Raw genomic sequence first — 22,565 nt, forward strand, 5'->3', positions numbered from 1 at the left:
GGTCCTGCTGTGGGTTGCCATGGCCGCCGCGCTGCTGGTCGGGTGCTCGGCAGCGCCCGGCAAGAGCGCGGCGGTCGGGGCGTCCGCATCCTCGTCGGCGGGGAGTTCTGAACAGGGCCGCAAGCCCAACATCATCTATGTACTCACCGACGACCTCTCCTGGAATCTCGTGCGGTATATGCCGCACGTTCAGCAGATGAGCAAGCAGGGGACGACGTTCTCGAACTACTTCGTCACCGACTCGCTCTGCTGCCCCTCGCGTTCCTCGATACTCACGGGGCAGTACCCCCACAACACCGGGGTCTTCACCAACAACGGGGACGACGGAGGCTACGGCGCCTTCATGAAGAACGGCGACGAGAAGAAGTGCTACGCGCCGGCTCTTCAGAAGGCCGGCTACCGCACAGGCTTCATGGGCAAGTACCTCAACGGCTACCAGCCGAAGGACGCCAGCGGTACCGGTCACCCGTACGTGCCTCCGGGCTGGAACGAATGGGACGTGGCCGGCAACGGGTATCCAGAGTTCAACTACGACCTCAACGAGAACGGCAAGGTCGTCCACTACGGCCATGACCCGCAGGACTACCTGACCGACGTGGTGTCCGCCAAGGCGGTCTCCTTCATCGGTTCCTCGGCGGCGGACAGCAAGCCGTTCATGCTGGAACTCGCCACCTTCGCGCCGCACGGGCCCTCCACGCCCGCGCCCCGCGACGCCGACAGCTACCCGGGGCTCAAGGCACCCAGGAGCGCCGCCTACGATCGGCTGCCCGCGCAGGCACCGAAGTGGCAGGCCGATCTCAAGCCCCTGAGCGACAAGGAGAAGACGCAGATCGACCGCAAGTTCGCCAAGCGGGTCCGCTCGGTTCAGGCCGTCGACCGGATGATCGGCCGCCTGGAGGACGTGCTGAAGGAGAAGGGGCTCGCGGACGACACGTATCTGGTCTTCGGTTCGGACAACGGCTTCCACATGGGTGAGCACCGGCTGCGGCCGGGCAAGCAGACCGCCTTCGACACCGATATCCGCGTCCCCATGATGGTGACAGGGCCCGATGTGCCGGCGGGGCGGACCGCCTCCCAGCTGGTGCAGAACACCGATCTCAATCCGACGTTCCAGCAGCTCGCGGGGCTGAAGCCGCCCTCGGCCGTGGACGGTCTCAGCCTTGTCGGCCTCTTCCACGGATCGTCGCCGAAGGACTGGCGTGAGTCCGTTCTGGTCGAGCATCACCATCCCGGAACGTCCAAGGGCGATCCCGACGCGGCTCCGAAGGACAGCGGCAATCCGCCATCGTACGAGGCGCTTCGGACCGCAGACAGTCTCTGGGTCGAGTACGCGGACGGGGAACGCGAGTATTACGACACGCAGGCCGATCCCGCTGAGCTTAAGAATCTCGCAGGCAGTCTGAGCGACGGGAAAGAGAAGGCCCTGCACGAGACCTTGACCGCGCTCGCCCGTTGTTCGGGCTCCGAGTCCTGCCGGGACGCGTCGCGGCTGCACCAGTAGCCGTTGGGGCATCGAGCAGGCCGTGACGGTCACGGACACCCGGCTCCACGGGAGGGCGACCGCGCAGGCGTGGAACCGGCTACACCCCCGGCTGACCCGCCGGGGGTGCATGACTCGACCACGACGGCCCGCTGCCCAGCCCGGCGGCGGGCCGCACCTGGAGGCTGCTGCCACACCGCACTCGACGGCCACCCACCGATCAGCCGCGTAAACAACGCTGCGGGTCAATACACCTAGGGCCTGTCCGAGAGCCCTAGAAGAGCACCCCTTCCTCGGCCCGCTCCGAGCCGCGTTCGAAGGCCAGCAGCCGCCGCTTGCGGTCCAGGCCGCCGCCGTAGCCCGTGAGGCTGCCGTCGGAGCCGACCACGCGGTGGCAGGGGACGATGATGCCGACCGGGTTGCGGCCGTTGGCGAGGCCGACCGCGCGGGAGGCGCCCGGAGTGCCGAGGGCGAGGGCGAGTTGGCCGTAGCTCCGGGTCTGCCCGTAGGGGATCTCGGTGAGCTGGTCCCACACCCTGCGCTGGAAGGGTGTGCCGTGCAGACCGAGCTGGACGGTGAATCGCCGGGTCTCACCGGCGAAGTAGGCCGCCAGCTGCTCCCGGGTCTCGCCGAAGACACGCAGGCTGTCGTCGCGCGGGCCGAAGCTGTCGTCGGCCGGGCGGTGCCGCTGGTCGGTCATGTACAGGCCGCACAGCGCGCCGTCGGCGTCCGCGACGAGGGTCAGCGGCCCGTAGGGGCTGTCGGTCACGGTGTGGTGTCGCACGGGTAGTCCTTCAGGCCGGGAGGAAGTTGATCGGGTGGCTGTCGGTCGCCCACAGGTACTGCACGGCGTACGCCCGCCAGGGGCGCCATGCCTCGGCGCGGGCGGTGAGCGCTGCCGGGGTCGCGGGCAGACCGAGGGACCGGGCGGCCCGCCGGACCCCCAGGTCGGTCGGGAGGAAGGCGTCGGGGTCGCCGAGGGCCCGCATGGCGATGACGTCGGCGGTCCAGGGGCCGAAGCCGGGCAGTTCCAGCAGCCGGGCGCGGGCCTCGGCCCGGTCGGCCTCCACGCCGAGCTTCAGGGTGCCGTCCGCGAGCGCGCCGACCAGCGTGGTCAGCGTGGCGCGGCGGCTGCGTGGCATGGCGAGGGCCTCGGGGTCCACGGCGGCCAGCGCGTCGGGGTCGGGGAAGAGATGGGTGAGCCCGCCCTCGGGGTCGTCCAGCGGCTTGCCGTGCGCGGTGACCAGCCGCGCGGCGTGCGTACGGGCGGCGGCCGTGGACACCTGCTGCCCGAGCACCGCCCGTACGGCGAACTCCGCCTCGTCGACCGTGCGCGGCACCCGGCGCCCCGGCTCGGCGTCCACCAGCGGGGCGAGCAGCGGGTCGCCGCGCAGCCGCTCGTCCACGGCCACCGGGTCGGCGTCCAGGTCGAGCAGCCTCCGGCACCGGCTGATGGCCACGGTGAGGTCGCGCAGATCGCTGAGCCCGATCCGGCAGCCGACGTGCGTCGCCCCGGGCGTGAGGGCGACGACGCCGTGCCCGTACGGCAGCCGCAGCGTGCGACGGTAGGCGCCGTCCCGCCACTCCTCCACGCCGGGTACGGCGGTGGCGGCGAGGTGCCCGAAGAGGTTGCCGGGGTTCAGCGGGGCCCGGAACGGCAGCCGGAGCGTGAGCGTGCCCGCGGTTCCGGCCGACCGGGCGCGGGGCGCGCGGGCGCGCAGGTCGGACGGGGCGAGGGCGAAGACCTCGCGGACGGTGTCGTTGAAGGTGCGGATGGAGGAGAACCCGGCGGCGAAGGCGACCTCCGCCATGGGCAGGGCGGTGGTCTCGATCAGCAGCCGCGCGGTCTGGGCACGCTGGGCGCGGGCCAGGGAGAGGGGCCCGGCGCCGAGTTCGGCGAAGAGCTGGCGCTCGATCTGGCGGGCGGAGTAACCGAGCCGGGCGGCGAGTCCGGGTACGCCCTCCCGGTCCACGACGCCGTCCGCGATGAGCCGCATGGCGCGGGCGACCAGGTCGGCCCGGTGGTTCCACTCCGGGGAGCCGGGGGTGGCGTCGGGCCGGCAGCGCTTGCAGGCGCGGAACCCGGCGCGCTGGCAGGCGGCGGCGCTCGGGTAGAAGGTCATGTTCTCGGCCTTGGGCGGCACCGCGGGACAGCTCGGGCGGCAGTAGATGCGGGTGGTGAGCACGGCGGTGAAGAACCAGCCGTCGAACCGGGCGTCCTTGGACTGCACGGCGTGCACGCAGTGCTCCCGGTCGAGGGAGGGGGTCCGGCTGCTGCTGGTCGCGTTCCGCATGCCTCAAGCATCGGGCAGTACGGCATCGCTGGCTGGCGAGTTTCCGACATGCACGTCGGAGGCGGCCAGGCGGTTCGGTCCGGATCACGGGAGGGGGCGGCCGCGCCTGCCGGTGTTCAGCGGGGCTGACCGAGTGCTGCCGCCGGACGCAGGTCCTCCTCGAGTTCCTCGCCCACGGCCGCGGCGGCCAGGGCCCGGCCCAGCCGTGGTGCCTGCTTGAACAGGTTGTGCCCGGCGGCGAAGAAGATCCTGCCGGCTTCCCAGACCGCCATGCCGTCCTCGCTCCACGGCAGGCTCGTCACCCAGCAGTGGAGGTACTCGACGGGCTCCGGGTCGAGGCCGGGCAATGCGCGGGTGACGTACGCGTGGGCGCGGTCGCTGAGTTCCGCCAGTGCCGCGGGGTCCGCGAAGCTCCCGTCCTCCCGCACCTCGACTGTCTGGCTGAGGCCCACCGCGTAGCGGCTGTTGCCCGGATAGGGGACCGCGTAGACGCCGACCTCCCCGAATTCGCCGCTGCTGTCCTGCAGGCAGGCGACCCGCTCCGGAGGCTCTCCTTCGACCTGGAAGGTGAGGCGGACGTGGGCGGCCGGCTGTACGGGGAGCGAAAGCCCGACGGAGCGCGCCAGCCGCGCGGTGCCGAGACCCGCGCAGACCACGGCCGTCGCGTACTCCTCGCGGCCGACGGCACTGAGCACCTCCACCGTGCCGCGGTCCGTCGGGTGGAGCGAGATGACCTCGTCGGTGACCACGGAGTCTCCCAGCGCGTCGGCCAGCCTCTCGACCGCGACACGAGTGCGGATGGCACCGCCGCCCTCGTCGAGCATGGCGGGACCGCGGTAGTCGGCGAGCAGCGGCATCCGGGCGTGCAGCTCGGCGCTGTCCACGCTGCGGACCGGTATGCCGTCGGCCTCCTGCAGAATGCGCAGTCGTCGCGGCACGGGGCTGCCCAGGGCGACCACTCCGTCCCCGGAGATCAGTTCGGCGCCCAACCGGTCGGACCACTCGTCCCAGACGGCGCGGCCCTGGCGGGTCAGCTCGACCATACGGGGGTCGTCGTGCGCGTGGCGGAATATGCGGGACTGGCCACCGGACTGCCCGTGGCCCGGGAGGCCGCGTTCGTAGACCCGCGCCGTCACTCCGCGTTCGGCCAGTGCGTAGGCGGTGGAGAGTCCGACGATGCCGGCTCCTATCACGGCCACCTCGGGAGCCTGGTCCATGCGATCGCCTCACTTCGCGTCCCAAAGCCGTTCCCCTGCGGAGCAGGGGCCGGGTACGTCCGTCGCCGTCGCGGACGGGTGGTTGAGTGGGCCCCAACGAGCGGCACCGCCGGGCTCGACGTGACGCGGCGGCGGCCTGCTTCCCCTGTCTCCAAGCCTGCCGCCGTCGAGACATCGCCGCGAGGCGGCGGCGCGGGCGCCCTTCTCCCTCCGAACCGGCCTTGAGGGGCTCCTAGCCGCGTTCCCGCCGGTACCGGGTGATCCACTCGGCGGTCGTCCGGAGCCCGCCGAAGGTATAGAAGTGCAGCTTGACGGCACCGTGGCGGGAGGGGTCGTAGCCGGCGGCCAGGTCGTCCAGGAAGCGGTCGGGACCCGCCGTGCCCATGAGGTTGGTCAGCGATAGACCGTACTTGCGGGCGACGGACGCCCCCGTGCCGACCCCGAACCGCGTCGCGTACCCGAGCAGCCGCCGCACCCCCGCCGGGCCGGGTACGCCGACCCGTACCGGGAGGTGCACCCCGCGCTCGCGCAGGGCCTCCAGCCAGGTGAGGACGGCCTCGGCGTCGAAGCCGAACTGGGTGATGACGTCGCCCGCGAGCCCCGCCTCCGCGATCGCGGCCGCCTTGCCGGTGAGCGCGGACCACAGCGCGTCGTCGCCGATCGCCGGGTGCCCCTCCGGGTAGCCGCAGATGCCGACGTGCCGTACGCCGTACCGCTGGAGCAGCCCGCCGCTGATCACGGAGAGCGCGTCCTCGTAGGGGCCCTCGGGACGGGCGGGGTCGCCGCCGACCACGAAGACGCTGTCCACGGCGCCCGCCTCGGCGAGCCCGGCGAGGAAACGTTCCAGCTCGGCACTGGAGGGCAGCCGCCGTGCCGACAGGTGCGGCACCGGCACGAACCCGTGCTCCCGCACCGCCCGCGCGGCCGCGAGCCGCATACCGGCGTCCTCGCCCGCGAGGTAGGTGACGTTGATCCGGGTCCCGCCGTCCAGCGAGGCCCGCGCCTCCTCCAGGCGGGGCACGTCCTTCCCGGTCATCTCCAGGGAGACGCCGTCGAGCAGCGCCCCGGCCCTGCCGGACACCCCGGGAATGCTCTCCATCACGCTGCGCGCCCCTTCCTCCACCGGCACCCCGGCCGATGATGCCACGGCGCCGGGGCGGGCCGGGCCACAGGTCCCGTTGCTCGCGAGGGCAGGGCGGATTGGAAAGCATGGCGGTACGTGACCGGGGACAGGGCCGGTCGTTGGCTGTGCGTGGGACCGGGGCGGGCACGGGTCGCCGGGGTCGTTCCGGTGCCGCGTGTCCCGTCGTGCGAACAGCAGGAGCCCCCACCGTGCCCCTTGCCGGACTCCTCCCGAGAATCTGGACCCGACTACCCGTGCTGTGCGCGATATCCGCGCTGTTCCTGCTGTTCGCCACCCAGTTGGCCGGCGCGCTGCTGCCGAACGCCCCGCTCCTCGTCGCCTCCGGCGCGGCCGGTCTCGCGCTCGACACATGCCTGCTGTACCGGCGCCCGGCCCTGCTGTCCCCGCTGAGCGGCATCCGACTGGACGTGACCGTAAGGCAGTTGCTGCGCGACATGCTGATCATGGTGGCGCTGCTGCGGATCGACGGGATCGACCCGGAGCGGGAGATGCCCCCGCTGCTCGGCGCGCTGAGCGCGTTCTACGTCCTGCACTTCGCCTGCCAGGCCGTCTCCCTGCTGGTGCGCCGCGCCCGGACCCTGCCGGTCGTCACCCGCAACATCGACGTCTCGGCGCTGAACCCGACCGCCGCCCCGCCCCGCATCCTGGCCCGCCGGGCCGGGCACCGCCTGCTGGCGTTCTCCGTCCCGGCCACCGCCGGCCTTCTGGTCACCGTCCTCACCGGGCACGGCCGTTGGGGCGCGGCCGGTCTCGCCGCCTCGCTCACCCTGATCGGCATGGGCGTCGCCCGCCTGGCCACCTGGCTGCTGCCGGAGCAGCGGGCCGCGAGCGACGCGCGGGTCATGGAGTGGCTGGACGACTGGCTGGCCGAGTACCGCCCCACCGTGGCGATGTACTTCTCCGGCGGCGCCTCCTCCGCCTACCAGGCCAACATGTGGCTCTCCACACTCGCCGGGCTGGAGCGGCCGCTGATCGTGCTGCGCGAGCGGTTCATGGTGCAGAAGATCGACGCCACGGACGTACCCGTGCTCTGCCTCCCCAAGGTCACCACGCTGTTCGCGCTGGAGAACTCGACGCTGAAGGCGATGCTGCACCCGGCCAACTCCGGCAAGACGTCCCAGGTGTTGCGCATCCCGGCCATCAAGCACGCGTTCATCAACCACGGTGAGAGCGACAAGCTGTCCTCCTGCAACCCCTACGCCAAGGCGTACGACGAGGTGTGGGTGGCGGGACCGGCCGCGCGGGAGCGGTACGCGCTCGCGGACGTCGGCGTGGAGGACAAGGACGTGGTGGAGGTCGGCCGTCCCCAACTGGCGGCGATCCGCCCGTACTCGGGCCCGCCCACCGGGGCGTACACCACCGTGCTGTACGCCCCGACCTGGGAGGGCTGGGACGGCAATCCGGGCAACACCTCGGTCGTCCTCGCGGGCGAGCACATCGTCGGACAGCTGCTCGACGACCCTCGTGTGCGCGTCCTTTACAAGCCGCACCCGATGACCGGCTCGGTGGACCCCCGCGCGGGCGCGGCCGACGAACGCGTCCGGGCCCTGATCCACGAGGCCAACACCAGGCGCTCCGGCCCCCGGCCCGGCCCCGAAGCCCAGGCCGAACTACTGCGCCGCACGAAAGAGTTGGACCAGCTCACCTCGACCGTCTTCCGCGGCGCGGCGGACGAACTGGAGCGGATGATGCTCCAGGGCACCCCGGACGGTGACCGCGAGGAGCGGCTCGCGCGGGCCACGGCCGCCTGGGAGCGGGCGTACTGGGCGTCGTTCCCCGAGTGGGAGCACCGGATCGTGACCGGCCCCCGCCCGGCGCTCTACGCCTGCTTCAACGTGGCCGACCTGCTGATCAGTGACGTTTCCAGCGTGGTCTCGGACTGGCTGAGCAGCGAGAAGCCGTACGCGGTGGCCAACACCTCGGGGCTGTCCGAGGAAGAGTTCCGGGCCGCCTTCCCCACCGCGTCGGCCGGCACCGTGCTGACCCCGGACGCGGCGACCGTGCGGTACCTGCTGGACGCGGTGCGCGACCCGCGCCAGGACCGCCACGCGGCCGACCGCGCCAAGCTGAAGGAGCACCTGCTCGGCCCGGCCGACCCGCCCTCCCCCGAGCGATTCGCGGCGGCCGTACGGGAGTTGTGCGCGAAGTCCGACGACCGCCGGGCCCGCGCCGACGCCCGCCTGTCCCCGGCGATCCCGGCGCCCCGCAGGGCGGGTGACGGGGCGTCGGTGCGCCGGGGGACCGAACCGGACCTGTAGGGGCGTCAGTTGACGGCCGCGGTCTCGGCAGGTGTGGGGCGGGCGGCACCGTGCCGGGGGTAGGAGAGGACGCCGGTGAGCGAGATCCGGAGCAGGGCGCGCAGTTCGACGTGGAGCGGGATGCTGTCGCCGGTGGACTGGCTCCACCGGTAGAGCAGCCCCAGGTAGGCGTCGCGCAGCATGTTGCCGGCCAGCACGGGGTCGATGTCGGGGGCGACCTCGCCCCGCGCCTGCCCGGCGAGGATGGCCCGCACGAAGACGTGCCCGGCGTACTCGGGCTCCTCCTGGAGCGGCTGGCCCGACCTGACCCAGGCGGCCAGCATGACCTGGGTGAGGTTGCGCTCGGCCTCGTTGAAGTCGGCCAGCGCGGACATGCAGCGCTCCAACTGGACGGTGGTGTCGTCGTCCTGGTGGGCGAGGGACTTGTCCATGTAGGTGCGCAGCTTGTCCTGGCGCTGCTGGGCCCAGGTGGTGACGAGGTCCTCCTTGCGCTGGAAGTGGTTGAAGAAGGTGCCCCTCGCCACGTCCGCGCGCTCGGTGATCTGGTCGATGGTGGTGCGTTCGTACCCCTGCTCGGCGAACAGTTCCAGGGCGGAGGTGTACAGGCGGTCGTGAATGCGCTGCCTGCTGCGTTCCCGGCGTCCGGGAGGGCGGACCAGCTCGGTTTCCTCGGTCGTCATCGGCTCTCTCTAACTGTCGGCCCCGTTCGAGGCGTCTCCGTGACACCTCCCGCAATCCGGCGGCGGCATGGCTGCCACCGCCTCACCAGGCCCGCGTCCACGGCGACGACGTTCTCTATACCGTAGTGCATCGATACATCAGGGTTCCAGAACGGCGTCGTGCGGCCGTTCCCCGTCGGGGGGCGGCCGCACGTGGGCGGGTGGTGCGGTCAGACTCCTGCCCCGGCCAGCCCGGCCGCGATCGCCGCCGCGCTCTCGTCGCCCAGGAGTCGGCTGGTGGGCACCTCGACCCCGAAGTCCTGCTTCAGGATGCGCCGGAGCTGAACCGCCATCAGCGAGTCCAGCCCCAGGTCACGCAGAGGGCGCCGGGGGTCGACCCGGTCGACGGTGGTACCGAGGACCGTGGCGGTGTGGATGATGAGCCGGTCCGCCACCGGGGGCGTCTCCAGGCGTACGGGCGCGGTACGAGGGACGTCCGCGACGCTCACCGGCGCACCCCCCGACCGAAGCAGGGCGACCCCCTCGAAGTCGGCCAGCACACGGCCGTCCGCCCCCGTGAGGACGACGTCGCACCGCCCGCCCTCCCCGTCGGCGTCCGGCGCGAACCGGGCCGTGCTCCAGAACTCGCCGGTGGGCTCGTCGGCCAGCAGGACCCGGTCGAAGGAGAGCGGCAGATAGGTGTCCTGGGCGCCGCCGCCGTGCGGCCAGGAGGCCGGCATGGTCAGGAGCGCGGCTTCCAGGGCGCCCACGGCTCCGGCGTCCGCCGGGGGCATCTGGAGCCGGGCCACCGCCTCGCCCTCGCGCCGCCACATCTGCCGTACCGCGCGCAGCGGCGGGGCGACGGAGTAGCCGCGGGCCTCGGCCCGGCGGTAGAACTCGGCGCCGGGCACGTACTCGGTGCAGCGGGTGAGCGCGGTGTCCAGGGTGACGGCCGCCGACGCCTCCACCCCCGGCCGGGCGAGGGCGCTGCCGGTCACGCAGGACACCGGCTGGGCGGAGCCGTCGGTGAGCGCGGCCACCCGGAACTCGTAGGCTCCGTCGGCCCCTTGGTCCAGCCCGATCACCAGCGTCGTGGCCGCGGCCTCCGCGAGGGACGGCAGGGCGGCGCCGATCCGCACGTCCCGCAGCTCCACCGGGCCCGCGCCGACGAGGTCGCGCAGGGTCTCGGCGACCGCCTGGAGGTACAGCACGGGCGGTACGAGGGAGGCGCCGCGCGCGGTCACGCCCGTACCCAGCGCCGCGACCCCGAGCCGGGACAGCCGCACCCGGCGCTCCCCGAGGCCGGACGGTACGGCGGGCTCGGGCGCGGCGCGGTACTCCTCGGTGTCCCAGGCGTAGGAGGGCAGCGGGACGCGCGGGCCCTCGTCGCCGTACCGGCGGTGCCAGTCGACCGGGGCGCCCAGGGCGTAGGCGCGGCCGAGGGCGCGGGCGGTGGCCGTCGCCTCGCTCTGCTGCCGGACCAGCGTGGTCACGACGGTGGGCGCGACCCCGGCGTCCAACTGGACGTCCTCGATCGCCCGGCCGAGCAGCGGATGCGGGCTGACCTCCACGAAGACCGGCCCGCGCTCCCGGACGACCTGCCGTACGGAGTCCGCGAAGCGCACCGGCTGCCGCAGGTTGTCCGCCCAGTAGCCGGCGTCCAGGACGGCGCCGTCGACGGGGGCGCCGCGGACGGTGGAGAACATCGGCGTGCCCGGCGCGGCGGGGGTGACCTCGGCGAGCCGGGTCAGCAGGTCCTCGCGGATCTCGTCCATCAGCGGGGAGTGGGAGGCGACGTTGACCTTGACCGTGCGGCACAGCACCTCGCGGCGCTCCAGCTCCCGTGCGATGTCCGCGAGTACGTCGGGGTCACCGGCGAGGACGGTGGCGTTCGGGGAGTTCTCCACGGCGACGCACACCTTGTCGCCGTACGCCGTCACGAGGTCGCGGGCCCGGGCCGGGGAGAGTTCGGTGGCGAGCATCGCGCCGCGTCCGGCGAGGCGCTGCATCAGGTCGCTGCGGCGGCAGATGACGCGCGCGGCGTCCCGTACGGACAGCGCGCCCGCGACGCAGGCGGCGGCCACCTCGCCCATGCTGTGGCCCACAAGGACGTCGGGGTCGACGCCGAGGGCGCGCCAGTGGGCGGCGAGGGCGACCTCCATGGCCCACAGGACGGGCTGCACCAGCTCGACCGCGTCGGTGAGCCGGGCGTTGTCGTCCAGGAGAAGGTCGAGCACGGACCAGCCCGTCTCGGCGCGTACCGCTTCGTCGCATTCGGCGAGGGTGGTGCGGAACGCCTCGGAGGTACGCAGGAGTTCGCGGCCCATGCCGGGCCACTGCGAGCCCTGGCCGGGGAAGACGAACGCGACCTCGCGGGGGCCGTCGAACCCGGCCTCGTGCAGTCCGCCGTCCGGGGTCGGGCGGTCCTCGGCCAGGGCGCGCAGTACATCGGCCAGGGTGTCGTGGGTGTCGCCGACGGCCCAGAGGCGGAAGGGGTGGTGGTCGCGGCCGGTGGCGGCGGAGCGGCAGATGTCGCCGAGGGCGTACCGGCGGCCGGGACCCTCGGGGCCGAGGTGGGCCGCGTGGCGCAGGGCCAGCCGGCGCAGGGCCTCGGGGGTGCGCGCGCTGAGCACGAGCAGGTGCGGGCCGGCTTCGGCGGCCGGTGCGGCGGGGCGCGGCTCGGGCACGAACTCGCCGATCACGGCGTGGGCGTTGGTGCCCGAGATGCCGAAGGAGCTGACGCCGAGTACGGCCCGCTCCCCCTTGGGCCGCAGCTCGGTGTTGCGGTCGGCCACGGCCACGGGGGCGTCGGTGAGCCGGTCCTGCGGCGCGGTGAGGTGGAGCGAGGCGGGGATCATGCGGTGCTCGGCGACGAGCACGGCCTTGATGAGCCCGGCGATCCCGGCGGCGGCCTCGGCATGGCCGATGTTGGTCTTCACGGACCCCACCGGAACGGGCGCGCCGGAGTGCCCCAGACCGTTCAACACCTCGGTCAGCGCCCGCAGTTCGACCCCGTCCCCGACGGTGGTGCCGGTGCCGTGGGCCTCGACGTAGTCCACGTGGTCCACTCCGGCGCTGCGCCAGGCCGTGCGGAGCATGGCGGCCTGGCCGGAGACGGCGGGCTGGAGCAGCAGGCCGCTGCCGTCACCGTCGTTGGTGACCGCGCTGCCGAGCAGGAGGGCGCGGACCCGGTCGCCGTCCGCGAGGGCGTCGGAGAGCCGCTTGAGGAGGACCACGCCCACGCCCTCGCTGCGCACGAACCCGTCGGCCGAGCTGTCGCCGAACTTGCAGCGGCCGTCCGGCGACAGCATCCGGCCCTGCGAGTAGGCGACCGCGTCGGTGGGTGACAGCACGGCGTTGACCCCGGCGGCCACGGCGAGGTCGCACTCGCCGGTGAGCAGGCTCTGCCGGGCGCTGTGCACGGCGACCAGGGAGGACGAGCAGGCGGTGTCCAGCACCAGGCTGGGTCCGCGCAGGTCGAAGGCGTACGAGACCCGGCCGGAGGTGACGGCGCGCAGCCGGCCGCCCGCCATGGCCCGTACGTCGGCGGTGACGGACTGCCCGGCCGCGTCGGCGTACTCGGCGGTGGCCTGTCCGACGAACACCCCGCCGGCGCTCCCCCGCACCGTGGACGGCGGCACCCCGGCGTCCTCGAACGCCTCCCAGACGGTGTGCAGCAGCAGCCGTTGCTGCGGGTCCATGGTGCGGGCCTCGCGGGGCGAGATGCCGAAGAAACCGGCGTCGAAGTCGTGCAGCCCGTCCAGGAAGCCGCCGTGCCGGGAGATCAGCCGGTCCGGCGTGCCGGGCTCGGGGGCGTACCACGCGCCGACGTCGAACCGGTCCGCCGGTACCGGGATCACCGCGTCGGTGTTGCCCTCCAGGAGGGCCCAGAACTCCTCGACCCCGGCCGCCCCCGGAAATCTGCACCCCATGCCGATGATCGCGATCGGTTCCCCAGTGGTCATCGCAACTCTCCTCCCCCAGTCGGTGGTTCAAATCTATACCGAAGAACAAACTTGTGCCGCGGTCTTGTTGATGAAGTAGTCGTTACAGCTGCATCACACACCCATCGCCACCTGCGATCTCCAACTTCCGCAGCTCACAGGGTTTTACATGTCGGTGACCCGCCGGGCGCACGACGTTCACCCGCCGTACGGCAGCGCGATCACTCGACCACAGTCGGCTATTGAACTCCAGTACATGAATGTGCTTCAGTTGCGTCGCCAGCCGCCAGGAGCGCCTGCCGGCGGGGGATCGCCAGATGCGAGGAGAAGGCATGCTGAAGACGCGCGAGCTGGGCCGCCGGGGGCTGAAGGTCTCCGAACTGGGCCTGGGCTGCATGGGGATGAGCCAGTGGTACGGCACCCCGGACGACCGGGAGTCGGTGGCGACCATCCACCGGGCGCTGGATCTCGGGTACACCCTGTTCGACACCGCCGAGGCGTACGGGCCGTACGACAACGAGGTGCTGCTCGGCCAGGCACTCGCCGGCCGCCGTGAACAGGCCGTGATCGCCACCAAGTTCGGCTTCCCGATGAAGCTGAAGGACGGCACGACCGCCGAGGCCGACAGCCGGCCGGAGCACATCGTCGAGGTGGTCGAGGCGTCCCTGAAGCGTCTCGGCACCGACTACATCGACGTCCTCTACCAGCACCGCCTGGACCCGAAGGTGCCGATCGAGGACGTGGTCGGCGCCATGGCCGGCCTGGTGGAGCAGGGCAAGGTCCGCCATCTGGGCCTGTGCGAGGTGGGCGAGCGCACCATCCGCCGCGCCCACGCCGTGCACCCCCTCTCCGTGGTGCAGAGCGAGTACTCGGTGTGGGAGCGGAACCTGGAGGACGGCGTCCTGCCGGTGCTGCGCGAGCTGGGCATCGGCCTGGTCGGCTTCTGTCCGCTGGGCCGGGGCTTCCTCACCGGCGGTGTCCGGCGCGCCGAGGAGTACCCGGAGGACGACTTCCGCCACCACGACCCCCGCCTCCAGGGCGCCAACTACGACCAGAACACGGCGATCGCCCAGAAGATCAGCGAGGTCGCCGCGCGCCACGGCCTCACCCCGGCCCAGCTCGCCATCGCCTGGGTGCTGCACCAGGGCGACGACATCGTGCCGATCCCCGGCACCAAGCGGCGCACCTATCTGGAGGAGAACACCCGTGCCGCCGAGGTCCGCCTCGACGCGGACACGCTCGCCGAGATCGAGGTCGCCGTGCGCGCCGACGCGGTCGCGGGACCCCGGTACAACGACCGGATGATGGCGTACATCGACCGCTGATCCTCCTGTCCGGCCCTGTGACCTCTTCCACCTTCTTCAGGCTTCTTCAGGAGCGACTGTGGACATACCTCACTGGCAGAAACACTGGCAGGCCCGCCGGGACCCGTTCGCCGCGGAGTGCCGCCAGGCACGGGACGCCCTGCTGACCGACCTCAAGCAGCCGGCTCTGGCCCAGCGCCGGGTGCTGGAGGACGTCATCGACATGAGCGCGGGGTCGGTGCACTGGCGGGAGAAGGGCTACTCGGCGGTCGCCGACGACCCGGACCTCTTCCGCTCGCTGCTCCCCGTGATGCGCTACGACGACTTCGTGCCCGAGATCCAGCGGGAGACCCGGACCAAGGGCGGCACCCTGACCTGCAGCCCGGTGCTGCGCTGGCTGAAGACGAGCGGCACCACCGGGGTGCCCAAGCTGGTGCCGTACACCCTGCACTGGCTGCTCACCTACCGCATCCCCGCGATGAAGGCGATGTGGGGCACGTACCTGGAGTACCACCCGGAGCTGCTGGCCCATCCCTACGCCACGCTGGACACGCAGACCGTGCGCGAGGACGTGTTCGACTTCGTGCACGGCATCGGCCACCAGGCGATCAGCAACCGGCATCCGCAGATCAACAGCCAGGACTGGAACCCGCCCTGGTACGAGTCCCCCTGGTTCGGGCCCGAGGTGCCGAGCGGCCACGAGGGCCGTATGTACCACCGCATCCGGCACCTGATCGGCAAGGACCTGCACTACATCTCGTCGATCAACCCCAGCACCCTGATCTCGCTGCGGGAACTGCTGGCCCAGCACGGCGACCGGCTGGTACGGGACGTGCGGGACGGGACGCTGGAGGGCCGCCCGTACACGGAGCCCGACGCGGAGGGCGCCCGCAGGCTCGAGAAGGTGCTGCTGAACCGGGACTTCAGCCTCAAGGACGTGTGGCCCTCGCTCACGCTCTTCACCTGCTGGCTCTCCGCCTCGGCCGGGCTGTACGCGGCCAAGCTGGAAGCGGTGCTGCCCACAGTGGCCAGGCTGCCGTTCATGAGCTGCGGCACCGAGGGGGTCACCACCATCCCGGTGGACGACTCGCTGCACAGCCAGCCGCTCGCGGTGGGGCAGGCGTTCTTCGAGTTCGTGCCGGCCGAGGTGCCGCTCGGCGACCTGGTGGCGGCCGGCGAGCAGGTGGAGACGCTGCTGTTCGACGAGGTCGAGCCGGGCCGCGACTACCACCTGATCATGACGCAGGGCAACGGCCTCTACCGGCTGTGGACCGGGGACGTGTACCACGTGGACCGGATCGTGGACGGCACGCCCTGGGTGCACTTCGTCCACCGGGACGGCATCTTCCACTCCTTCACCGGCGAGAAGATCACCGAGTCCCAGGTGACCGGGGCCATCCAGCGCGGCCTCGCCGCCCACGGGCTCGGCACCGGACTGTTCATGTGCGGCCCGCGCTGGGCGGAGCCGCCGTACTACATCGTCGTCGCGGAGGTCCCCGAGCCGTCCGCGCCGCTGGACGCGCGACTGTCCGAGGCGGTGGACGCCGCGCTGCACGAGATCAACATCGAGTACGCCTCCAAGCGGGACAGCGGACGGCTCGGCGCGCTGGAGGTCGTCACCGTGCCTCACGACGCCATCGCCGCCTACGTCGAGAGCCGTCGCCAGCAGGGCAACGCCACCCAGTACAAGTACAAGCCGTTCCAGCGGGACGTCGACTTCGTCGCCCCGCTCACCCGACGCTGACCGAGGGGAACCGGACGTGATCGAGACCAAGAGGCCACCGCAGAACATCCGCCGCGAGATAGCCGGACTCCCGGTCGACGGCGCCGAGCTGGCACTGCACCTGTGGCGCCCGCGCGGCCCGGTCAAGGGAGCGGTGTTCTACTTCCACGGACTCCAGTCGCACGCGGGCTGGCTGTGGGAGGTCGGCCCGCAGTTCGCGGACAACGACATCGCCTTCTACGTTCTGGACCGCCGGGGCTCCGGTATCAGCGGCGGCGACCGCCAGGACCTCCCCGACGCGGACACTGTGCTGCGGGACTACATCACCGCCCTGGAGCATGTGCGCGCCGCCATCGGCGACGAGGTGCCGCTCTCCCTGTTCGGGCACTGCCTGGGCGGCTCCTTCATGGCGGCGCTCATGCACCACCCGGACTTCACCACCCGCTACGACGCGGCGATCTTCTGCTCGGCCTGGCTGGGCAAGCTGCACGCCACCCTCGACGACGACCAACGGCACGCCCTGGCGACGGAGTCGGGCACGGAACTGTGGGACGCCGGCCTGCGGTCGGAGGACTTCACCGACGAGCTCCGCCACCGGCACTTCATCGACAACGACGACCTCGCGGCCCGCGCCCTGACCCGTCGCTCCCGAGGCGTGCTGCTCGCCCTGGAGTCGCTCTACATGGGCTCCGAGCGGCCGCTCCCACCGGTGCCGGCGGCCTACGTCTCCGGGGTCGGCGACCCGATCGTGGACCTGGACGACGCCCGTGCCACCTTCCGCCGGATGACCGGCTCGCACGGCGCGCTGATCCAGTTCGCCACCGACAAGCACTACCTCTTCTACACCGACGTCCGGGCCCGGCTGGTGGACTGGGCGTCCACCTTCACCCTGCTCCAAGGGCTGAACCGCGATGCCTGAACCGGCCGGCGCCACGCTGTACCGGGTCGAGCTGCCCATGGCGGTCGGCTTCGACCACCCGGCCAAGCGCCGCTCCGCCTCCGACAGCCTGGTGCTGCGGCTGACGGTGGACGGCGCGACCGGGCTCGGGGAGTGCGCGCCGCGCGCCTATGTCACCGGCGAGACCAGCGACTCGGTGACGGCGGCGCTTGGGGAGGTGCCGCTGGACGCGGTGTTCGCCCGGCTGCGGTCGACCGAACCCGCGCTGCTGCTGGCCGAGTTGCTGCGGTCAGGGGTCGCCGGCACGTTCGGCCTGCGGGGCGGGGGCAACCTGCTCTGTCTGCTGGAGACGGCGCTGCTCGACCTGCTGGGCCGACGACTGGGGTCCCACGCTTCGGCGCTGGTGCCGGGCGGCGACACACCCACTCCCCCGTCTCTCCCGGTGTCCCAAGTCCTCGATCTCAGTCTCGATGTGGACGAATTCCTGGACACGCGGGGCCCGTTCCACTTCGTCAAGATCAAGGCGGCCGACGACATCCGGCGCGATGTCCGCACCGTGGCCGCGATCCGGGCCCGGCTGGGCGACCTGGTGCCGGTCATGGTGGACGCCAACATGAGCTGGTCGCCCGAGGAGGCTCCTGGCCACATGGAGGCGCTGCACAATGCGGGTGCCGACTGGGTGGAGGAACCGCTGGCCAAGGGCTCCTGGGCCGACCTCGCCCGGCTGCGGGGCCGCACCGGGCCGCGCGTGATGCTGGACGAGTCGGTCTGCACCCCGCAGGACGCCGAGCGGGCGCTCGCGGCCGGGGCGTGCGACGCCTTCAACGTCCGCGTGTCCAAGAACGGCGGACCGGTGACCGCGGCCCGGCTGATCGGCCTCGCCCGCGGCGCGGGGCTGGCGTTCCAGGTCGGGGTGCAGGTGGCCGAGGTCGGGCCGCTGATCAACGCGGGCCGCGCCCTGGCCTTCGCCCACCCGGACGCCCTCACCGTCGAGGCCGGCCAGTCCGACCTGTTCTTCCCGGAGATGGTCGCGGCGCCCCGCCCCGCCGTGGACCGGCGGACCAACACGATCACCCCGCCGCCGGGGCCCGGCTTCGGCCTCGCCCTCACCGACCTCGCCGCCCCCTTTGCGACGGCGCACCGCACCGAGGGCGACCCGGTCTGGCGCCCGGTCCCCGCCCGCCCCCATGCGCACGCATGAACCGTACGAAGGATCACGCATGACGACGTCCTACTTCTCCGACCTGCTGGTCGAGTTCCTCAACCAGCAGGGCATCGACAAGGTCGCCTTCAACCCAGGCGCGTCCTTCCGCGGTGTCCACGACTCCCTGGTCCACGCTTCCGAGGCGCCCGACATCGTGATGGCGTGCCACGAGGAGATCGCGGTGGCGCTGGCGCACGGCTACCACAAGGCGAGCGGCCGGCACATGGCCGTGTTCGTGCACGCCAACGTCGGTCTGCTGCACGCCTCGATGGCCATCTTCAACGCCTGGTGCGACCGGGTCTCGCTGTTCGTGCTCGGCGGCAACGGGCCCGTGGACGCGGGCAAGCGGCGGCCGTGGATCGACTGGATCCACACCTCGCAGAACATCGAGTCCGTCGTCAAGGACTATGTGAAGTGGTGCGACCAGCCCATCGGGCAGCGGGCCACCGTCGAGTCGCTCTACCGCGCCTTCAAGCTGATGAACACCCCTTTGCAGGCACCGGTGTTCGTGGCGCTCGACTTCGACGTCCAGGAACAGGAACTGGCGGACGGCGTACGGCTGCTGCCCGCGGCCGCCACCGAGCCGACCCGGCTGCCCGCGCTCGGCGGCAGCGAGCTGGACCACCTCGTGGGACGGCTGCGCGAGGCCCGGCTGCCGGTGCTGATCGTGGACTTCTCCGGCCGTGACCCGGAGACGGTCGCGCCGCTGGTCGCGCTCGCCGACGCGCTCGGGCTCGCCGTGGTGGACCGGGGCAACCGGATGAACTTCCCCAACACCCATCAGCTCAACGTCAGCAACACCGGCCTCCTGGACTCGGCCGACCTGGTGATCGCGCTGGAGGTGCAGGACCTCGTGGGCGCGCTCGGCTCCTTCCTGCCCCTCACCGACGAGGGGCTGCCGGCGAACGGCGCCGAGGTCGTCACCCTGGGCTTCAACGAGCTGCTCACCAGCAAGTGGGCCGCCGACTACCAGCAGTTCGTCCCGGTGAGCCTCGCCGTGGCGGCCGACACCGGCCAGTCGGTGTCCGCGCTGCGCGAGGTGGCCGAGGACCCCGAAGGGCCGTTCGTGGCGGCCGAGTTCACCGAGCGCCGGGAGGAGCGGGTCAAGGCCCTCTCCGCCCTGCACACCGAGGCGCGTGCCGAGTGGGCGCGCCAGGCGGACGAGGCGCGGGACCGGGAGCACATCCAGGTCTCCACGGCCGTCCAGGAGATCCACCGCGCGGTGCGGGACGAGGAGTGGGTGCTCACCAACACCGGCAGCCTCACCATCGACGGCTGGGTGAAGAAGCTCTGGCCGCTGGAGCGCCCCGGCAGCTATCTCGGCCTCAACGGCGGCGGCGGCCTCGGCTACGGTCTGGGCGCCTCGGTCGGGGCGGCGCTCGCCCACCAGGGCGACGGCACGCTCTGCGTCGACCTCCAGGCCGACGGCGACTTCCTCTACACCCCGAGCGCGCTGTGGACACTGGCGGCGTACGACGTGCCGCTGCTGGTGATCGTCATGAACAACCGGCTCTACCTGAACTCCACCCAGCACGCCGAGCGCATCGCGGACAACCGCGACCGCGACACCGGCCGCGCGCACATCGCCACCAGCTTCTACGACCAGCCGGTCGACTTCGTCACGCTGGCCGAGTCCTACGGCGTGCACGCCCTGCCCCGGGTGGAGCGCATCGAGGCCGTGGAGCCCACGGTGCGGGAGGCCGTCGCCCACATCAAGGAGCACGGCAAGCCCGTCCTCGTCGAGATCCTCATGGACTGACCCGGCCCGTCCCCTGTCCGACCTGGCCCGTACGGGCCGTGACCTCTCAAGGAGGTGTCCACCATGACGGTGGTCTTCGAATGCGTCCACGCGGGCGAGCGCCACTTCGGCCTCGGCCTGCCCGGGCCCGAGGCTCCGCTGCGCCTGTACCCGCTGGGCGGTGACACCCTGGCCGCCCTTGCCTCCGCCTCGGACGACACCACCGAGGCCCTGCTCGACCGGCTGACCCGCGACCGCGCCCCGGTCGAGGCCGGCCGCGACGAGGTGCGCCTGCTGCCGCCGCTGCTGCCCACACACCTGGGCGACGCCCTGGTCAGCGGCTTCATGATGACGCACAACGTGAAGGTGGACGCCGAGGTCCCCGACCAGCCCAACTGGTTCGTCAAGGGCCTCGGCGACGTCCTGAAGGTCCCCGGCGAGCCCCTCTCCGTACCCGCCGACGCCGTCCACGTCTGCGAGGAGGCCGAGGTCGTCCTGGTCTACGTGGGAGACAGCCAGGGCGTGCCGAGGTACGCGGGCTACACCTTCGGCAACGATCTCACCGACATCGGCCGCTTCAAGCAGCACGCCGGGCACCTGTCGTACGCCAAGCTGTGCGATGCCGGGGTGGCGCCCTGGCTGCACCTCGGCGAGCCGCCGCGCTCGGTGACCGGGGAGGCGACGATCGAGCGGGACGGCGCCCCGGCGTGGAAGGGCACCTTCACCACCGGCTCCGACGCCCTGCACTACGAGCTGCCGGCCCTGATGTCCCGCCTCTTCGCGTACCGCGCCCTGCACCACCCCGGCCGGGTGCACTACGTCTACCTCGGCGCCGACCGCAGCAGCTTCCACGGCGGTTTCCGCACGGCCGACGGCGACGGGGTCACCCTGGACTTCACCAGCCACGGCGTCCGGCTGTCCCACCCACTGGCGTGGTCGTCGTGAACGCGGTGCGCGAACTCTCGGACGGAGAGGCGGCGTTCGCGTACACCCACGCGCTGATGCGCGGCACGACACAGGTCACCACGCAGGTGACGGTGCGCGAGGACATCGCACCCGCGTTGCTGTACAGGGCGTTTGAGCAGTGGGCGAGTGAACTCCCGCTGCTCTCCCTGCGCATCGAGGAGCACGCCGGCACCCTGTGGTTCACCCGGGGTCCCGGCGTGCTGCCCGACCAGATCCGCCACTCCACACTGACCTCGCCGGACTCCCCCGACGACGTGCTGCGACGCGAGCTGAACGAGGTCCTGGAGACCGGCGGGCCCCTGTGGCGACTGCACGCCGTACGCGATCCGCGGGCCGGGGCGACGCACCTGTACTTCACCCGCAACCACGCGATATCCGACGGCCATTCGACGGGCGCGGTGATCCGGGCGCTCCTGGACGCCCTGTTTCCCTCGTCGGAGCCCAGCCCGTACGACGTAGGGAGACTGCCGCCGGACGCGGACGGCCTCACCTACCGGGCGCCGGCGGGACAGGACTTCGTCCAACCTGCCTCCGGGCGACTGCCGTTCGCGGAACACCGCCCATGGCCGGAGCGCGGCGCCGACTTCGTCCCGTGCGCGCTCACCCGGCCGGAGAGCCTCGCTCTCAAGGCGTGGTGCAAGCAACAGGGTGTGACCGTCAACCAGTTCTTCGCCGCCGCGCTCGCCGAGTCCTACGCGGAGGCCACCGGCCGTACCGAGGTCGGCATGTTCACCGCGGTGTCACTGCGGCAGCGGTACGCGGACCTTCCGGACGTGGGCTGCTTCATCAACGTGCTGCGGGTGTCCATGCGGCCGGGCCGGGGCCGACTGACAGAGCTGGCACGGGAGTACGGGACCGCGCTGACGTCGGCCGACGCGGCCTGGCGACCCCCCGTCCGCTCACACGCGGCGATCCGGCGCGCGGTCGAGGAGACGGCGGCCGCCGGATCGGCGCCGGGAATCTGCCTGACGAACGTGGGCGTGGTCGACCCGGCGCTCGGCCCGCATCTGGGCCGGGTCAGCGGCTACCGGACCATCGTCAACCGCACCGGCGCCAACTACGGCCTGGTCCTCCATCTGGGCACGCTGGACGGCACGTTCAGCCCGGCGCTCGCTTTCGGCACCCCGGCCGTGGAGCGTTCCCTGGCGCTGGACGTGGCGAAGGGGCTGCACGACCGGGCCGTGCGCCCTCAGGGGGCGGCGTGACCGAGAACCAGGTCCAGCAGGCCGGGGAACCGGGCGTCGAACTCCGGCTTGCGCAGCCGGTTGAGCCGCTTCGCCCCGGCGTCCCGCTGCTCCAGCAGCCCCGCCTCGCGCAGGACCGAGAAGTGGCGGCTCAGGGTGGCCTTGGTGACCGGTACGTCGAAGCTGCCGCAGGACCGCTCCCAGTCCGCTGCGCCGGCCAACTCCCGCACCAGGGTCTGCCGTACGGGGTCGGCGAGGGCGAGCAGGGCCGTCTCCAGCGCGACCTCCTGCGGGGCCGTGTGGACCGGCGGGGTGCGGTGGCTCGCCGCGTCCTGCTGCCGAGGGGTCTGTGCCGCCATGGGTGATCGCTCCGTCCCGTCTCACTCGATCCGTACACACCGGGCGCGTACGGATTGCAGAGTGTTCGATGATCTGCGTACACTCTGACTGTTCGCTCCTCGACGAACAGTCTACCGGAGCCGGTGGCGTACCGCCCTGCTCCCGCACTCCAGCCTCCCCTACGCCCGCTTCGGCACGCATGGAAGGAAGACC

At 72.2% G+C, this 22,565-nt stretch carries 16 protein-coding genes; 9 read left to right on the top strand and 7 right to left on the bottom strand.

Annotation, left to right across the window (positions count from 1 at the left end; genetic code table 11):
- Nucleotides 1-19: 19 nt before the first annotated feature.
- On the top strand, nt 20-1,501 hold the full coding sequence (locus tag E5082_RS31335) for a sulfatase family protein (RefSeq protein ID WP_135794598.1): 1,482 nt from the start codon (nt 20-22) through the stop codon (nt 1,499-1,501).
- A 253-nt stretch (nt 1,502-1,754) separates the two neighbouring features.
- Here the strand turns inward: E5082_RS31335 and E5082_RS31340 are convergent, their stop codons facing one another.
- The 4 genes from E5082_RS31340 to E5082_RS31355 form a co-directional block, all read right to left on the bottom strand.
- Nucleotides 1,755-2,264 (bottom strand): methylated-DNA--[protein]-cysteine S-methyltransferase, encoded by a 510-nt coding sequence (locus E5082_RS31340; RefSeq protein ID WP_135794599.1) that lies wholly within the window; start codon nt 2,262-2,264, stop codon nt 1,755-1,757.
- A 10-nt stretch (nt 2,265-2,274) separates the two neighbouring features.
- Nucleotides 2,275-3,774 (bottom strand): DNA-3-methyladenine glycosylase 2 family protein, encoded by a 1,500-nt coding sequence (locus E5082_RS31345; RefSeq protein ID WP_135794600.1) that lies wholly within the window; start codon nt 3,772-3,774, stop codon nt 2,275-2,277.
- Between the two features lie 116 nt (nt 3,775-3,890).
- The gene (locus tag E5082_RS31350; protein WP_135794601.1) at nt 3,891-4,991 is read right to left on the bottom strand and encodes an NAD(P)/FAD-dependent oxidoreductase; all 1,101 of its coding nucleotides are present in this window, start codon (nt 4,989-4,991) and stop codon (nt 3,891-3,893) included.
- 232 nt (nt 4,992-5,223) lie between these two features.
- Nucleotides 5,224-6,090, bottom strand: a complete 867-nt coding sequence (locus E5082_RS31355) for a methylenetetrahydrofolate reductase (RefSeq protein ID WP_135794602.1) — start codon at nt 6,088-6,090, stop codon at nt 5,224-5,226.
- A gap of 233 nt (nt 6,091-6,323) precedes the next feature.
- Between E5082_RS31355 and E5082_RS31360 the strand changes: the two genes are divergently transcribed.
- On the top strand, nt 6,324-8,393 hold the full coding sequence (locus E5082_RS31360; RefSeq protein WP_135794603.1) for a hypothetical protein: 2,070 nt from the start codon (nt 6,324-6,326) through the stop codon (nt 8,391-8,393).
- A gap of 5 nt (nt 8,394-8,398) precedes the next feature.
- On the opposite strand, the gene E5082_RS31365 is transcribed toward E5082_RS31360, so the two are convergent.
- Both E5082_RS31365 and E5082_RS31370 read right to left on the bottom strand, forming a co-directional pair.
- Nucleotides 8,399-9,073, bottom strand: a complete 675-nt coding sequence (locus E5082_RS31365; RefSeq protein ID WP_229918849.1) for a TetR/AcrR family transcriptional regulator — start codon at nt 9,071-9,073, stop codon at nt 8,399-8,401.
- 209 nt (nt 9,074-9,282) lie between these two features.
- Nucleotides 9,283-13,017 carry a type I polyketide synthase gene (locus E5082_RS31370; RefSeq protein WP_135794604.1) on the bottom strand — a complete coding sequence of 1,245 codons (3,735 nt, stop codon included), beginning with the start codon at nt 13,015-13,017 and terminating at the stop codon, nt 9,283-9,285.
- Nucleotides 13,018-13,328: 311 nt separating this feature from the next.
- Between E5082_RS31370 and E5082_RS31375 the strand changes: the two genes are divergently transcribed.
- The 7 genes from E5082_RS31375 to E5082_RS31405 all read left to right on the top strand — a co-directional run bounded on the left by E5082_RS31375 (nt 13,329) and on the right by E5082_RS31405 (nt 22,034).
- A complete protein-coding gene (locus E5082_RS31375) occupies nt 13,329-14,321 on the top strand; it encodes an aldo/keto reductase (protein ID WP_135794605.1) in 993 nt (330 codons plus the stop codon).
- 58 nt (nt 14,322-14,379) lie between these two features.
- Nucleotides 14,380-16,044, top strand: coding sequence for a GH3 family acyl-acid amido synthetase (locus tag E5082_RS31380; RefSeq protein ID WP_135794606.1), 1,665 nt, complete (start codon nt 14,380-14,382; stop codon nt 16,042-16,044).
- 16 nt (nt 16,045-16,060) lie between these two features.
- Nucleotides 16,061-16,942 carry an alpha/beta fold hydrolase gene (locus E5082_RS31385; RefSeq protein WP_135794607.1) on the top strand — a complete coding sequence of 294 codons (882 nt, stop codon included), beginning with the start codon at nt 16,061-16,063 and terminating at the stop codon, nt 16,940-16,942.
- Complete coding sequence (locus E5082_RS31390) at nt 16,935-18,122, top strand: enolase C-terminal domain-like protein (RefSeq protein WP_135794608.1); 1,188 nt, start codon at nt 16,935-16,937, stop codon at nt 18,120-18,122. The genes E5082_RS31385 and E5082_RS31390 overlap by 8 nt, the downstream gene beginning before the upstream one ends.
- A gap of 19 nt (nt 18,123-18,141) precedes the next feature.
- Nucleotides 18,142-19,884: a thiamine pyrophosphate-binding protein gene (locus E5082_RS31395; protein WP_208766268.1), complete on the top strand. Its 1,743-nt coding sequence runs from the start codon at nt 18,142-18,144 to the stop codon at nt 19,882-19,884.
- A 63-nt stretch (nt 19,885-19,947) separates the two neighbouring features.
- Nucleotides 19,948-20,808 carry an FAH family protein gene (locus E5082_RS31400; RefSeq protein WP_135794610.1) on the top strand — a complete coding sequence of 287 codons (861 nt, stop codon included), beginning with the start codon at nt 19,948-19,950 and terminating at the stop codon, nt 20,806-20,808.
- Entirely contained in the window at nt 20,805-22,034 is a 1,230-nt protein-coding gene (locus E5082_RS31405) for a phthiocerol/phthiodiolone dimycocerosyl transferase family protein (protein ID WP_135794611.1), read from the top strand. Before E5082_RS31400 ends, E5082_RS31405 begins: the two co-directional genes overlap by 4 nt.
- Here the strand turns inward: E5082_RS31405 and E5082_RS31410 are convergent.
- On the bottom strand, nt 22,019-22,372 hold the full coding sequence (locus E5082_RS31410) for an ArsR/SmtB family transcription factor (RefSeq protein ID WP_135794612.1): 354 nt from the start codon (nt 22,370-22,372) through the stop codon (nt 22,019-22,021). The genes E5082_RS31405 and E5082_RS31410 overlap by 16 nt on opposite strands.
- Between the last annotated feature and the right edge of the window lie 193 nt (nt 22,373-22,565).

Source organism: Streptomyces griseoluteus (assembly GCF_004784465.1).
Classification (GTDB): Bacteria; Actinomycetota; Actinomycetes; order Streptomycetales; family Streptomycetaceae; genus Streptomyces; species Streptomyces griseoluteus.

Bases quoted from the DNA above. Each gene is read 5' to 3' on its own strand.
- E5082_RS31390 (WP_135794608.1), top strand. From the start codon at position 16,935: ATGCCTGAACCGGCCGGCGCCACGCTGTACCGGGTCGAGCTGCCCATG.
- E5082_RS31345 (WP_135794600.1), bottom strand. From the start codon at position 3,774: ATGCGGAACGCGACCAGCAGCAGCCGGACCCCCTCCCTCGACCGGGAG.
- E5082_RS31365 (WP_229918849.1), bottom strand. From the start codon at position 9,073: ATGACGACCGAGGAAACCGAGCTGGTCCGCCCTCCCGGACGCCGGGAA.
- E5082_RS31375 (WP_135794605.1), top strand. From the start codon at position 13,329: ATGCTGAAGACGCGCGAGCTGGGCCGCCGGGGGCTGAAGGTCTCCGAA.
- E5082_RS31355 (WP_135794602.1), bottom strand. From the start codon at position 6,090: ATGGAGAGCATTCCCGGGGTGTCCGGCAGGGCCGGGGCGCTGCTCGAC.
- E5082_RS31410 (WP_135794612.1), bottom strand. From the start codon at position 22,372: ATGGCGGCACAGACCCCTCGGCAGCAGGACGCGGCGAGCCACCGCACC.
- E5082_RS31400 (WP_135794610.1), top strand. From the start codon at position 19,948: ATGACGGTGGTCTTCGAATGCGTCCACGCGGGCGAGCGCCACTTCGGC.
- E5082_RS31335 (WP_135794598.1), top strand. From the start codon at position 20: ATGGCCGCCGCGCTGCTGGTCGGGTGCTCGGCAGCGCCCGGCAAGAGC.
- E5082_RS31395 (WP_208766268.1), top strand. From the start codon at position 18,142: ATGACGACGTCCTACTTCTCCGACCTGCTGGTCGAGTTCCTCAACCAG.
- E5082_RS31350 (WP_135794601.1), bottom strand. From the start codon at position 4,991: ATGGACCAGGCTCCCGAGGTGGCCGTGATAGGAGCCGGCATCGTCGGA.
- E5082_RS31370 (WP_135794604.1), bottom strand. From the start codon at position 13,017: ATGACCACTGGGGAACCGATCGCGATCATCGGCATGGGGTGCAGATTT.